This is a genomic window from Burkholderia sp. MSMB1072 (genome assembly GCF_001524725.1).
Classification (GTDB): Bacteria; Pseudomonadota; Gammaproteobacteria; order Burkholderiales; family Burkholderiaceae; genus Burkholderia.
On record NZ_LOYC01000009.1, the window covers coordinates 85,046 to 98,722 of the forward strand.

General features: G+C 66.3%; 10 protein-coding genes. 8 read left to right on the plus strand and 2 right to left on the minus strand.

Annotated elements, in window-relative coordinates; translation table 11 throughout:
* Nucleotides 1-68: 68 nt before the first annotated feature.
* Entirely contained in the window at nucleotides 69-2,270 is a 2,202-nt protein-coding gene (locus WS89_RS02480) for a glycoside hydrolase family 3 C-terminal domain-containing protein (protein WP_059500872.1), read from the minus strand.
* A gap of 481 nt (nucleotides 2,271-2,751) precedes the next feature.
* Nucleotides 2,752-3,927: a polysaccharide biosynthesis/export family protein gene (locus tag WS89_RS02485; protein WP_059789706.1), complete on the minus strand. Its 1,176-nt coding sequence runs from the start codon at nucleotides 3,925-3,927 to the stop codon at nucleotides 2,752-2,754.
* A gap of 449 nt (nucleotides 3,928-4,376) precedes the next feature.
* On the opposite strand from WS89_RS02485, the gene WS89_RS02490 reads away from it, so the two are divergent.
* The 8 genes from WS89_RS02490 (at nucleotide 4,377) to WS89_RS02520 (ending at nucleotide 13,647) form a co-directional block, all read left to right on the plus strand.
* Nucleotides 4,377-5,423 carry a GHMP family kinase ATP-binding protein gene (locus WS89_RS02490; RefSeq protein ID WP_034206207.1) on the plus strand — a complete coding sequence of 349 codons (1,047 nt, stop codon included), beginning with the start codon at nucleotides 4,377-4,379 and terminating at the stop codon, nucleotides 5,421-5,423.
* Nucleotides 5,420-6,001: a D-sedoheptulose 7-phosphate isomerase gene (locus WS89_RS02495; protein WP_059500698.1), complete on the plus strand. Its 582-nt coding sequence runs from the start codon at nucleotides 5,420-5,422 to the stop codon at nucleotides 5,999-6,001. Before WS89_RS02490 ends, WS89_RS02495 begins: the two co-directional genes overlap by 4 nt.
* Complete coding sequence (locus tag WS89_RS02500; protein ID WP_257128103.1) at nucleotides 5,998-6,729, plus strand: nucleotidyltransferase family protein; 732 nt, start codon at nucleotides 5,998-6,000, stop codon at nucleotides 6,727-6,729. The genes WS89_RS02495 and WS89_RS02500 overlap by 4 nt, the downstream gene beginning before the upstream one ends.
* A complete protein-coding gene (gmhB, locus tag WS89_RS02505; protein WP_059789395.1) occupies nucleotides 6,719-7,291 on the plus strand; it encodes a D-glycero-beta-D-manno-heptose 1,7-bisphosphate 7-phosphatase in 573 nt (190 codons plus the stop codon). Before WS89_RS02500 ends, gmhB begins: the two co-directional genes overlap by 11 nt.
* A gap of 227 nt (nucleotides 7,292-7,518) precedes the next feature.
* Nucleotides 7,519-9,741, plus strand: a complete 2,223-nt coding sequence (locus tag WS89_RS02510; RefSeq protein ID WP_082741788.1) for a GNVR domain-containing protein — start codon at nucleotides 7,519-7,521, stop codon at nucleotides 9,739-9,741.
* Nucleotides 9,742-9,785: 44 nt separating this feature from the next.
* Nucleotides 9,786-10,967, plus strand: coding sequence for a glycosyltransferase (locus WS89_RS31635; protein ID WP_179949836.1), 1,182 nt, complete (start codon nucleotides 9,786-9,788; stop codon nucleotides 10,965-10,967).
* 11 nt (nucleotides 10,968-10,978) lie between these two features.
* Entirely contained in the window at nucleotides 10,979-12,412 is a 1,434-nt protein-coding gene (locus tag WS89_RS02515) for a DUF6418 domain-containing protein (protein WP_059789707.1), read from the plus strand.
* Nucleotides 12,409-13,647, plus strand: coding sequence for a hypothetical protein (locus WS89_RS02520; protein ID WP_082741767.1), 1,239 nt, complete (start codon nucleotides 12,409-12,411; stop codon nucleotides 13,645-13,647). Before WS89_RS02515 ends, WS89_RS02520 begins: the two co-directional genes overlap by 4 nt.
* Nucleotides 13,648-13,677 lie beyond the last annotated feature (30 nt).

A 13,677-nucleotide genomic window follows, 5' to 3' on the forward strand; every position in this document is an offset into this window, starting at 1 on the left:
GCGATGGTTGATGCGGGAGCGCCGCGCCTGCGATGCATGGCGCCCCCGGTCGCTTCATCGTCGCTCGGTCAGTGGCCCTGCAAGCGGATGTCGCGCGACGACGCGCCGACGTACACGGTCCCGCCCGGGACGACCCGCCAGCCGTTGCGCGACGTATCCCAGACGCTCTGCATCCGCGGCGACACGGTCACATGCACACGCCGCGCTTCGCCCGGATTCAGCCGGATCTTTTCCCAGCCGACCAGCCGCTTCGGGGGCTCGTCCTTGTACGGCACGCCGAGATAGACCTGCGGCGTTTCCGCGCCGGCAACGCGCCCGTCGTTGCGCACGGTAAACGCAACGCTCAGCGAGCCGTCCCATTGCTTCGACACCGACAGACCCGAATACGCGAAGTGCGTATACGACAGGCCGTAGCCGAACTCGAACATCGGCTTGATGTTGCGCGCGTCATACCAGCGGTAGCCCATGTTCAGCTTTTCCGCGTACACCGGGTCGGTCTCGAACGTGCCGTTTTGCCCCCACGTCGGCGAATCCTGATCGCGCGCCGGGAACGTCACGGGCAGCTTGCCGGACGGGTTGACCGCACCGAACAGCACGTTCGCGATCGCCTTGCCGCCGGCTTCGCCCGGATACCACGCCTCGACGATGGCCGACACGTTGTCCTTCCACGGCATCAGCACCGGGTTGCCGCTCTGGACGACGACGATCGTATGCGGATTCGCGCGCGCGACGGCTTCGACGAGCGCATCCTGGTTCGACGGATTCGCGAGGCTCAGGCTCTGCAGATCGCCGAAATCCTCGCCGGCCGGCTGCGCGACCACGACGATCGCGACGTCAGAGCGGCCCGCGAGCGCCGCGGCCTGGTCGATCTCCTGCTGCGTGTACGCGCGGAACGGCGACTGCTGGTCGCTGTTGCCCGCATACGTGACCTGCGCGGCCGGCGCCAACGCGCGGATTGCGGCGACGATCGGCACGTCGACCTTGAGCCACGGATTGCGCCACCAGCTGCAGCCGGTCGACGACCCGAACGTCAGGCCGCCGCAGCCTGCGAACGAACCCGATACGGGATCGCGCGTGTTGCCCGAACCGCCGCCGGACAGCACGGCCGCATCCGCATGGCCGCCGATCACGGCGATGCGCGACAGCGCCGACGCGACGAGCGGCAACTGGTTGCCGTCGTTCTTCAGCAGAACGATCGACTGCTCGGCGGCTGCCTGCGCGAACCGGTTGCCGGCCGCGAAATCGATCGTGCCGCCGCCTTTGGCCGGATCGTCCATCACGCCGACGCGGATCATCACGGCGAGCTTGCGGCGCACCATGTCGTCGAGGCGTGCGGTCGACACCGAGCCGTTCGCGATCGCCTGCTTGACGGCCGCGGGCGTCAGGTAGACGCTCGGCCCGACGTCCTCTTCCTCGTCGAGCCCGGCGTTGATCGCGGCGGCGGTGCTGTGCGTCGCGCCCCAGTCGGACTGCACCTGGCCCTGGAAGCCCCATTCGTTCTTCAGCACGTCGTTCAGCAGATGAGAGTTCTCGCACGCATAGGTGCCGTTCAGGCGGTTGTAGCTGCACATCACGCTGCCGGGCCGGCCGCGCTTCGCGGCGATCTCGAACGGCAACAGATACAGCTCGCGCAGCGTGCGTTCGTCGATCTGCGTATTGCCGCCCATCCGGCCGTGCTCCTGCTCGTTGCCCGCGTAGTGCTTGATCGTGGCGATGACCTTCTGTCGCTGCGTGGCGAGCGTGCGTTCGGCGAGCAGGTCGCCGGCCAGTAACGGATCCTCGCCGAGATACTCGAACAGACGGCCGCCGCGCGGCTCGCGCGCGAGGTTGGTGCCGCCGCCGAGGCCCATGCCGAATCCTTGCGCGCGCAACTGGATCGCGACCTGCTTGCCGAAGTCGTACGACAGCCGGCGATCCCAGCTCGCCGCGATCGCGATCGTCGCCGGGAACGTCGTGCTGGCCTGCGACGTGCTGCCGGAGCCGGTCGCCGAATCGACCATGTTCAGATCGGGAATGCCGAGCCGCGGCACGCCCTGGATGTAGCCGGCGCCGCCGCCCGGCACCTTCGACATTTCGTATTGCGAATGAATGAATTGAAGTTTCTCGTCGAGCGTCATCTTGCGCACGAGCAGGTCGGCGCGCCGTTGCGCGGCGGCCGATGCGAACGCGTCGGTGGCGTCGCCCTGCGCATTGAAATCGGCGTCGCCGGCGTAGGCGGTGGTGCAGAGGGTCGCTGCCAGCACGACGGCCGGCCAGAGGGTGTCCCGCATGTTGCTCTCCATGATCGTATTGCCGGTTGTTCGGATGATGTCTGGAGCTGCGCGCGCCCGGTGGATTCGCACCGGACGCATTCGGCTGGCGATGCAGGGTGGTTGCGCGTCGGCATGCCAGGCCAGGCGGGGAATCGTTACGGCCGGTTGGGCTCGACCGGTCAATGCGGGCGGCGACGCGTAGGCCGCCCGACACTGTCGAATCGGATGTAGCGATTCTCTGCAACGACAAATGGTATGAATGTAGTTTGACTACAGCATCGGTGTTTCTACCGATACGTGCGATCTTTATTTCGTAGGGGCGCGCGGCGGGGTGGAAAGGCGGTCATCGTTCCCGACGGCGGAGGCGGGGCGGGTAAGAAGTACTTGGAGGCAAGCGGTTTTGCGGAGGAGTGCGTCGGGATGGCGGCCGATTCGTTGCGTGCGCATCGAACGCGGGGAGGTGTCATGCGAACCCGCTCCCCGCGTGCGGCCGGCCTGGCTACTTCGTGACGAGTGCGCCGGTCAATCCCGCGCTGATCGCCGGCAGCAGCAGGTTCAGCACGCGGCTTGCGCGGACGAGCCCGGTGTTGTCGACATACACGACATCCTTCGACGCGAGCGGGAACTGGTTCGCGAGCAGCATCGACACCGGTGACTGCATGTCGAGGTGATAGATGACGGGTGCGCTGTCGGCGGCCTTGCGCAGCACGAACACCTGCTTGGCATTCGACGTTTGCTGGTTGAGCTGACCGGCCTGCGTGAGCGCTTCGCTCAGCGTGAGCGAACCGTCGCGCAGCGGCGCGACGGCTTGCGGCCTGACCACTTCGCCCATCACGTACACGGGATTGTCGTCGCGCGCGCTCACATGCAGCATGTCGCCGGGCTTCAGCATGATGTCCGACGGGTTTTTTCCCGTCTTCATCATCTGCGCGACGTTCAGCGGATAGATCGTGCCGTTGCGGGTGAGCGTGATGCGGCTCTGATCCGCGGTCGGCGCAAAGCCGCCCGCGCGGCTGACGGCTTCGATCAGCGTCATCGGAATGTCGTTGATCGGCTGTGCACCGGGATTACGCACTTCGCCGTCGACGTAGACCTGCGTGGCGCGGAACGACGCGACGCGAACCGTGACCTGCGGCTTCACGAACACCTTGGCGAGTTCGGTCCTGACCTCGTGCTGGAGCTGCGCGACGGTTTTCCCGGCCGCGTGGATCGGCCGCGGGATATACGGAAACTGCACGTTGCCGTTGCCGTCGACGACGAAGCCGGGCGCGGCGTCCGCGGCCTTCGTGTTCTGCACCGGCTGGCCGGCGGCCGTCGCGAATTCGGGGTGATCCCACACCGTGATCTGCAGCACGTCGCCGGCGCCGATCCGGTACATGTCCGCCTTCGCGAACAGGTTCGGCGCAATGGTCGCGCCCGGCGCACGTTTCTGTGCGGCGCGAATCTGCTCGATCTGCGTCAGGTCGATCTGCTTGACCGGCACCTGCATGTCGCTGGTGACGTCGCCGTTGTCGGCGGTCGTGACCGGCAACGCGGTCGAATTCATGTGCTGCCCCGGCACCGTGCAGGCGGACAGCGTCGCGATGGTCGCGAACGAGAACGCCATGCACATGCGGCGCATGACGGTGCGAGGGTGGCCCGGCGCCACGGAGTCCAGCGGTTGAGCGATTTTCATTTTTGTGTCCAGCATCGTTGAATCGATTGTTACGTTATCCGGATCGAATCGAAGTGCCTGTCGCGCCTTCGCTTCGTTCTGCACATCGTGACGACACTCGCGGGCGGCATTCGGGCGCACGGCGATCCGCGCGTCGTTCACGGCGAGGCGGCTCCCGGCATCGATTGTCAAACATTGCCAATGACGGCAGGAAGTCGTCATGCGTGGCGGGGACGTGACGGCGATTCCGACGCAGGTTCGCACGTCGCCGTGCCGCTCGCGAACAGAGCGTAACGCAGGTTGAACGCCTGGATCGAGCGGTGGCGGCTTAATGTAAGCCATCGCACGCAGCGCGCCGGACATCTATCGCATAGTGGCGCCAACGAACATGGTCGTGCATTCCCGACCGAATGTGCGGAGGCGCGAACGGCATCGTGCCGGCGTCCGACTCACTGTCTGCGAGAGATTTCATGACACGCTTCATTGCCCGTTCGAGGGCGCCTTTGCGGTTGGGTCTGGGTGGCGGCGGAACTGACGTGCCGCCTTATTCGGACCGGTTCGGCGGTCTGGCGCTCAATGTCACGATCGAGAAGTTCGCGTATGCGTCGATCGCGCCGCGCGACGACGCGAAGGTCGAACTGGTGGCCGCGGATACGGATACGCGCTGGATCGGCCCGGTGTCGCCGGTGCTCGACGTGCAGAAGGGGCTCGGGCTGCATGTGGGCGTCTACAACCGGATCGTGCGGGATTTCCACGGCGGTCATCCGTTGGCCGTCACGATCACGACGTGCTCCGAAGCGCCGCCCGGCTCCGGGCTCGGCTCGTCGTCGACGATCGTCGTTGCGCTGGTCAGGGCATTCTGCGAACTGCTGTCGCTGCCGCTCGGCGAATACGACATCGCACACCTCGCGCACGACATCGAACGAGAGGATCTCGGGCTCGCCGGCGGCAAGCAGGATCAATACGCGGCGACGTTCGGCGGACTGAACTTCATGGAGTTCTACGGCGATCGCGTGATCGTCAATCCGCTGCGGATCAAGCAGGAAATCAAGGCCGAGATGGAGGCGTCGCTCGTGTTGTATTACACCGGCGTATCGCGCGAGTCGGCCAACATCATCAAGGAACAGAGCAGCAACGTGACGGAAGGCGTCGTCGATTCGCTGGCCGCGTTGCACGAGGTCAAGGATGAAGCGGTACGCATGAAGGAAGCCGTGCTGCGTGCCGATTTCGAAGCGTTCGCCGCGTCGATGCGCGACGCGTGGGAATCGAAGAAGCGGATGGCGAAGAACATCTCGAACTCGATGATCGACGATCTGTACCGCGTCGCGGTCCGGGCCGGCGCGAAGGCCGGCAAGGTGTCCGGCGCGGGTGGCGGCGGCTTCATGATGTTCTTCGTCGATCCGGTCGAACGATCGGCGGTGATGCGCGCGCTGGACGCGTACAACGGGATCAACGGCCAGGTGCTCAACTGTACGTTCACCGACATCGGTGCGCAGTCGTGGAGAAAGAATCAATGACGATCGGCGTGGAGAGCGAAATTCGCCAGACGCTGTCGGTGCTGACGGCGCTCGTTTCCGACCGTGAGCAAGTGGCGCGGATCGAACAGGTGGCCGAACGCGTGACGGAAGCGCTACGGACAGGCAACAAGATCCTGCTCGCGGGCAACGGCGGCAGCGCCGCGGACGCGCAGCATATCGCGGGCGAATTCGTCAGCCGTTTCAACTTCGACCGGCCGGGGCTTGCGGCGTTCGCGCTGACCGTGGATAGCTCGGTCATGACCGCGATCGGCAACGACTACGGTTACGAGAAGCTGTTCGAGCGTCAGATTCAGGCGACCGGGCGCCCCGGCGACGTCTTCTGGGCGTATTCGACGTCGGGGCGTTCGCCGAACATTCTCCGCGCGCTGGAAGTGGCCAGGACGGCCGGCATGGTTTGCGTCGGCTTCACGGGCAACGGACCCGGCGCGGCCGAGATGCGCACGCGCGCCGACATCTGCATCGAGATTCCGTCCGCGTCGACCCCGAAGATCCAGGAAGGGCATCTCGTATGCGGCCACATCATTTGCGGCATCGTCGAAGAGCGGATCTTTGCATGAACGCGATGCTGCCCTGCCTGATCCTGGCCGGCGGCCTCGGCACGCGGCTGCGCCCCGTGTTGGGCGACGCACTGCCGAAGGCGCTCGCGTCGATCGACGGCGAGCCGTTTCTGGGCTGGATGCTGCGCGGGCTCCAGCAGCAGGGCGTGACGGAGGTCGTGCTGTCGCTCGGCTACGGCAGTGATCCGATCAAGTCGTTCGTGACGTCGCGCGACTTCGGCATCGCGATTTCCGTGATCGAGGAAGACGAGCCGCTCGGTACCGGCGGCGCGATCGTTCATGCGCTGAAGGCTCACGGCGCGCGCGACATGATCGTGATGAACGGCGATACGTGGTCGAACCTGGATCTGCGCGCGTTGTCGGCGTTCCATCGTGCGACGCGCCCCGATCTCGTCGTGGCGGCCACGTATGTCGACGATGCGTCGCGCTACGGCACGCTCGAATTCGATGCGACGTCGCGCAGGCTGTCGGCATTCCGCGAGAAGCGGCCGGCACGGGGCTACATCAATGCGGGCACGTATGTCGTCGACGCGAGCAGGCTGCTCGGTTTCGCGCTGCCGGTGAAATTCTCGTTCGAGCAGGATTTCCTGGCCGAACGCGCCGACGCGCTCGACATCCGCGTATTTCCCGAGGTCACGTCGTTCATCGACATCGGCGTGCCGGCGGACTACCGGCGCGCGCAGACCGCGATTCCGCCGATGCTGGAGACCGGAACCAGTGAAGCGTAAAGCCCTGTTCCTGGATCGCGACGGCGTGATCAATATCGACTACGGCTACGTCCACCGGCCGCAGGACTGCGTGTTCGTGGACGGCATCTTCGATCTCGTGCGGCTGGCCAATGCGAACGGTTACCAGGTGATCGTCGTGACGAACCAGGCCGGGATCGGCCGCGGATATTTTTCGGAGTGGCAGTTCGCCGCATTCATGGACTGGATGCGCCGCAGGTTCGACGAGCGTGGCGCAAGAATCGACCGTGTCTATTTTTGCCCGCATCACCCGGTGGCCGGGATGGGCCGCTACCGGCAGGCATGTGCATGCCGGAAGCCGCAGCCCGGGATGCTGCACGACGCGCGGCGCGAGCTCGACCTCGACCTGTCGGCGTCGATCCTGGTCGGCGACAAGCCGTCCGATCTCGAGGCCGGTGCGCGCGCCGGCGTCGGGCGCCGTTTCCTGTTCGTGGGCGACCGGCCCGGCCCGGTGCGAGCCGATCCGGTAGCCGGCGTCGTCGCGCGGCTGTCCGACATCGGTGCGGCGCTGCAACCCGCGGGTGTCGTCGCGGCGGGTGTATAGCGGGTCGCAGCCTCGACGGCTGCATGCCGAGATGAAACGAACGAGGACTCGACGACGGCTTGCCGGCCGTTGCGCCGATCGGGCAAGCGCGAGGCATCCAGGCTCCCGACGCAGTGCGCTCCGGCCGGCACCGAAGGGTTTCCAGCCGGATTTTCAAAGACATGAACGTGAATCACAACGCGCGTAAGGCGGCGAAGCCAGCCGGATCTTCCATTCTGGAGTTCAGCATGAAGATGGACCGACCTGCATTGACCGGGCATCAGAACGAACCGAAACAGGCTGCCGGACATGCGACGCGGTTGTCGCCGATCGATTTGCTGGAGAACGTGCTCGACAACGGGCGCCTGTTTGCGGCCGTGTTCGCGGCCTGCCTGCTGCTCGCGATCGTCTATGCGATCGCGGCGACGCCCGTGTATTCGGCCGACATGTTGATCCAGATCGAGGAGAACAAGCCCAGCGCACTGGGGTCGCTGTCGTCGATCTCCAAGGCGCTCGATATCCAGAATTCGGCGGTGGTCGGCGAAATCGACATCGTCCGTTCGCGCTCGGTCGTTCTCGAAGCGATGAACGCGACGGCCGCACAGGCCGAGGTGTCGGTCGAGAACCGGTTTCCGATCGTCGGCGGGCTGATCGGTTCGTTCCTGCCGAAGGATGCGAACGGCCTCGTCGACGCACCGCTCGGGATGTCGTCGTGGGCCTGGGGCGGCGAGCGTCTGGAGTTCAGGACGTTCGAGGTGCCGGCCGCGCAGATCGGCAAGCCGCTGACGTTCGACTATCTCGACGGCAACCGCTTCCAGCTGACGGACCGCGGCGGCCAGGTGGTGCTGAGCGGTGTGGTCGGCGTGCCGAGTGCGAACGACGGCTATCGCGTGGACGTCGCACGGATCGTCGCGCGCCCCGGTGCGCAATTCAGGGTGCGGCGCATCGCCACCGACGTGCGTCTCGACGCGATCCTGAAGAAACTCGGCGTGATCGAGACGAAGCGCCAGTCGGGCATCATGCAACTGAGTTTCGAGGATCCCGACCCCGTCTTTGCCGCACGCATGCTCAATGCGATCGCCGCGGCCTACCTGAACTTCAATGCGAGACGCCGTGCCGACGATGCGGAGCGCAGCCTCACGATCCTCAACGCGCAGATGCCGATCGTCAAGGCGCGGCTGCAACAGGCCGAGCAGGCGCTGAACACGTTTCGCAACCAGCAGGGGTCGATCGACGCGCAGGGCGATATCCGGCTGCTGGTCGAGCAACTGGCGCTCGTCGACAAGTCGCGGCTCGAAACCCGGCTCGAGTATCAGGATCTGCTGTCGAAATACGTGCCGGGGCAGCCGCAGGTCGTTGCGGCGGCCAACAAGCTGAAGGAACTCGACAAGCAGGCTGCGATGTTGAAGGACAAGGCCGCGCGCCTGCCGTCGCAGCAGCAGACGTACTTGCGTCTTGCGCGCGACGTCGAGGTCAACAACCAGCTCTATGTCGGATTGCTGAACAATACGCAGCAGTTGCAGATCGCGGAGGCCGGCACGGTCGGCAACGCATCGATCGTCGACAAGGCGGTCGCGAGCGACAAGCCGATCCGGCCCAAGCGCCTGATCGCGATCCTCGCCGGTGCGGTGATCGGGCTGATGCTCGGGTTTCTCGCGGCGCAGGGCCGTGCGCTGCTGGCCGGCCGCATTCGCGATCCGAATGAGCTGGAAGCGGCGCTCGGCATCCCGATGCTCGGCGTCCTGCCGAAATCGCGCCGTCAGGCCGATGCGGATGCGAATCGCACGCCGGCCTTCATCGCGACGCAGGAGTCGGCCGACGAACCGCTGGCCGATGCGATGGACAGCCTGGCGCTGACGTTGCGACACCGGCTGGCGGCCTATGGCGGCGACGCGAAGGTCGTGCTGGTGTCGTCCGCGGCGCCCGCGCAGGGCAAATCGATGATTGCCGCCAACCTCGCGTACCTGTTCGCCGAGAGGGGGCTCAAGACGGTGATCGTCGATGCCAACGTGCGCGCGCCGGCGCTGCATCGCTATCTGCCGGTCGCCGCGACGCCAGGCTTGTCCGACGTACTGAAGGGCGCGCTGCCGGCCGACGAGGCGATCACGCGCGTGGCCGGGAAGCTCGATGCGCTGTCCGCCGGCACTCAGCGCGCGTCGACGCGCAACCTGTTCGACGTCGCGCGTCTCGACAAGCTGGTCGTGTCGTTGCGCAGCGGCTACGACATGGTCATCGTCGATGCGCCGTCCGTGCTGCCGGTGGCCGACATCGCGGCCTTGTCGCGCGTGGCCGACATGACGCTGTTGGTGGCGCGCCAGGGTTCGGCGAACTCGGCCGGCATGGCGGACGCGCTCGACAGCCTGCGCAAGATCGGTGTGCGCATCGACGGGCTGGTGTTCAACGGGTTCGAGCCGTCGCCGTTGCACGGCGTACGCCGGATCGGCGCCGGCTTCGCCGCGGCGCGCGCCTGACCGCTCGGGAGGCGTCGATGCAATCGGGCGAGGAGGTGCAACGCATGAGCGATTCGATGGCGGGCAACGACGGGCTGCGGCGCGAGTCGCCCGCGGTGCGGGTCGTGTGGTTTCTCGGCCCGCGGCCGGTGAGCTGGAACGGCGTCATGCGATACAGCCTCAAATGTATCGATTTCATCCCGGCATTGGCGGGATTCGACGTGGAGCCGGTCGACATTCCGGCCGAGCCGCGTTCATTCCTGCGGTACTGGACGCAGTTCGTGCTGTATCCGCTGCGTGCGATCGCGGCGGCGCGCGCCGGACACTTCGTGATGCTGTACCAGGAAGACCTGGCCTTCATGATTCCGCTGATCCGGTGGGCGGGCGGCCGCGTCGGCATCGTGCTGCATCATGTGCAGCGTCCGGGCCAGGTGCGCGGCGTCGTCGAGCAGTTGAAGAATGCGTACATGCGATTGACGCAGTCGCTGATCGCGACCGCGGACGTGGTGCTCGCGCCGTCGGGCGTGACCGCGCAGGAAGCGCTGGCGGAGCTGCGCATCCGCGCCGACCGGATACAGGTCGTTCCCAATGCGTTCGACGATCGCTATGCGCCGATCGACGCCGCGGTGCGCGAACGGGCGCGCGCGATGCTGCTCGCGCGCTTCGGCATCGACGTCGGCGACGCGCTGGTGGTGCTGAACGTCGGCTCGGACGAGACGCGCAAGAACAATGCGACGCTGTTTCGCGCGCTCGCGTCGCTCGAACGCAAGGACGTGATGGTGCTGCGGGTAGGCAGCGCGCACAACCAGGCCAACCGCGACGAATGCCGCAGCATTGCCGCGCAGGCTGGCATCGCCGCCCATTTCGTCGAGAACGTCGGCGACGAGGATCTCGGCTACTTTTTCCAGGCGGCGGATCTGTACGTATCGCCGACGTTGCACGAAGGCTTCGGTCGCACGGTGATCGAGGCGCAATTCGTCGGCGTGCCGGTCGTCGCGTCCGATTTGCCGGTGTACCGCTACACGATGGGCGAGTCGTTCGTGGCCGTCGCCGATGCGATGGATGCCGCCGAATGGGGCCGGCAGATCGAACGCGTCGCCGGCGACCCGTCGCTGCGCGCCGGGCTGGTGAGCGCCGGGCGGGCGAACGCGCGGCGTTTTTCGTCCGGCGCGGTCAGCGCGCAACTGCACGATGCGCTGGAGCGCGCCGTGCATGGCCGGCCGCGCGCCGGCCGGGCACAAGCGTGAAAGAGGCGGCGATGCGAACGATTCAGGCCGGCGGCCGAACCGCGGCGCTCACGGGCGTGGCCGTATCGACGCTGTTCGTGCTCGCGTTGAGCGTCAATGCGATGCTGCCGGCGCTCGGCGCGATGGAACCGAGTGCGACCTGCACGTTGCTGGTCGCGGTCGCGGGCGTGATCGCGCTGATCGTCGCGCGGCCGGCGTTCGCCGTGTCGATCCTGTACACGCTGGTGATCGGACTGACCGCGTTCGTTGCCGGCGTAGGGATCGAGTCCGGTGGATTCCTGCGGGAAACGGACATCTTCGGCGTCGCGAACGGCGCGTTCAGCCGGCTGCTGTCGTTCTATGTCGTTTTCATCGCATGCGCATTGTTCGCGTTCGACCGGATCCTGAACGCACGCTCCGGCCATCCGCCGATCCGCGCGCGGATGACGCTTCAGCCGATAAGCGTGGCGCTCGGGCTGGGGCTGGTCGGCGCGATCCTCGCGACGGGCGTGCTGGCCGGCCTGACGGGCGGCTTCGCGGTGCTGAGCGGCGTGAATCGCTACGCGCTGCGCAACGACGCGTCGAACAGCACGCTGTTCAACCTGTTCCTGAACAACCAGACCTTCGTCGCGGTGCTGCTCGGCACCTTCTGCACGAGTTCGGCGCGGGTCGTACGCTGGACGTCCGTGTGCCTGCTCGTCGTCGACCTGGTGCTGGAAGCGTTGCACGGCGAACAGTTCATGGCCGTGCTGCACGTATGCCTGACCGTCCTGATCCCGTTCATCGCGATCCATGCGATGAACGGCAAGCCGGTGATGCGCTACCTGGGAATCGGCTCGCTCATCGCACTCGTGATCGGCAGCGTGTCGGTGTTCTACGCGTACCGGGGGCAGGGGCTCGACGTCGCGGAGACGGTGGTGTCGCGGTTTCTCGAACAGGGGCAGGCGTGGTACGTGGTGGACGGCGACGCACACCTGTTCGGCGCGCCGACGTTCGGGGGCATGGCGGCGTTCGGGCGCTTCGTCGATTCATTGGGTTCGTTCACCGAGCCGACGTTCTTCAGCGATGCGCCGGTGAGCGGGCTGCGCGACCTGATGCTGTCGTACGGCACGCCCGAGATCCTCAAGGCCTACGTGTTCGACGACGTGACGTTCACGATGGGCAACATGGCGGTGCCGGTCTACTGGTTCGGCTATGCGGGCGGCGCGCTGTTCATTGCGCTGACGGGCGCGATCTACGGCGTGGCGAGCGCGATGCTGATCCTGGTCGCGATGCGCGGCGGGGTCGTGATGCTGTGGCTGGCCACGAAGATCTTCGCCTACGCGACCTATGCGATGCAACAGGGCGATTACTGGACCTTGTTCGGCGCACGCACGCTGTTCTATCTGGCGATCGCGCTGATCTGGTGGCATTGCGTCGACGCGCGGCGCGTGCACGCCGATGCGATGCGGACGGGGACATCTTGAACGCGTTCGTCAGGCTTCTGTTTTCGTCGTTCGCGGGCGTGGTGTGCGAAAAGATCATCGGTGCGTTAGCGGCGATCGCGAGCAATCACCTGTTTGCGAACATCTACGGCGCGCGGCTGTTCGGCGAGCTGCAGTTCGCGTTGTCGCTGGCCTACGTGATCGGCAGCGTCGCGCTGATTTTCGGCGCACAGGTGATCCAGCCGATCCTCGGCAAGCACCCGCGCCTGCGGCACATGGTCGTCTACCGCGCGTTCCGCCTGCGGCTCACGCTGACGCTGGCCGTCATGCTGCTGTTCATGGGGGTCGTGGTGATCGTCATGCGGCCGTCGAGCGTATCCGAGCTCACGTTGATCGCGGCCTTTGCGTTGATCGTGGAGCCGATCGCGCTCGGTTCGCTGATGGCCTACGCCGAATCGAAGCCGTGGGTGATCACGCGGGCGCGGGCGTACGCCAGCTGCGTGCGGGTGCTGTGGCTGTACATCGCGGCACACGCGTCGCTCGGCGTGATCGTCGCCGCGTTCGCATGGCCGCTCGAGGCTTGCGTGGCGGCCGCGGCGCCGTTCAGCCGTTATCGCGAGCTGGCGTTGAAGACGCCGAAATCGTTTCGCGGCAGCGCGGCCGTCACGAAAGCGCTGGTCGTGCGCGGGCTGCGGATCTGGCCGGCCATTGCGGCCAGCGTGCTGGTACTGCGCATGGATCGGCTGCTGCTCGGCGTGCTGGTGTCCAAGGCCGATCTCGGCATCTATGCGTCCGCCGCGTCGCTGGTCGAGCAATGGAATTCGGTCGGCACGACGCTGGCGCTGGCCCTGGCGCCGAGCATGGTTTTTTCGGCGCGGACCGAGCCGCTCGTGCGCGCCAAGGCATTGAAGCTCGGTCTCTATCTCGGCCTCGTCGGCTGTGCCGCGTGGGTCGGCAGCTACTTCGTCGGCCGCAAGGTGTTCCTGATGATCTACGGGCCCGCGTTCGTGCAGGGCGTGCCGATCATGATCTACGCGACCGGCTGCGCGATCGCCACGTTCGTCGATGCGGGGCTGAGCACGTGGCTCCTGGCCGTGCGGCGCTACCGGCTCATCATGATCAAGCAGGTGCTGATCGTCGCGGCGATCGTCGCCGCGCCGTTCGTCATGCCGCGCACGCTGGTGATGTATGCGCCGTCGACCGGCATTGCGGTATCGCTCGTGGTGTTCTGGTGCGTGGTGCTCGGGAATCTCGCGTTCACCCGGGAGCGGCCATGAGCCGGCGTGCAGGCGGTCGTTCGCCGCGCC

Excerpts from the sequence above, each read along its gene's own strand:
- WS89_RS31635 (WP_179949836.1), top strand. The coding sequence starts at position 9,786 with ATGAGCGATTCGATGGCGGGCAACGACGGGCTGCGGCGCGAGTCGCCC.
- WS89_RS02500 (WP_257128103.1), top strand. The coding sequence starts at position 5,998 with ATGAACGCGATGCTGCCCTGCCTGATCCTGGCCGGCGGCCTCGGCACG.
- WS89_RS02510 (WP_082741788.1), top strand. The coding sequence starts at position 7,519 with ATGAAGATGGACCGACCTGCATTGACCGGGCATCAGAACGAACCGAAA.
- WS89_RS02495 (WP_059500698.1), top strand. The coding sequence starts at position 5,420 with ATGACGATCGGCGTGGAGAGCGAAATTCGCCAGACGCTGTCGGTGCTG.
- WS89_RS02480 (WP_059500872.1), bottom strand. The coding sequence starts at position 2,270 with ATGCGGGACACCCTCTGGCCGGCCGTCGTGCTGGCAGCGACCCTCTGC.
- WS89_RS02515 (WP_059789707.1), top strand. The coding sequence starts at position 10,979 with ATGCGAACGATTCAGGCCGGCGGCCGAACCGCGGCGCTCACGGGCGTG.
- WS89_RS02490 (WP_034206207.1), top strand. The coding sequence starts at position 4,377 with ATGACACGCTTCATTGCCCGTTCGAGGGCGCCTTTGCGGTTGGGTCTG.
- WS89_RS02485 (WP_059789706.1), bottom strand. The coding sequence starts at position 3,927 with ATGAAAATCGCTCAACCGCTGGACTCCGTGGCGCCGGGCCACCCTCGC.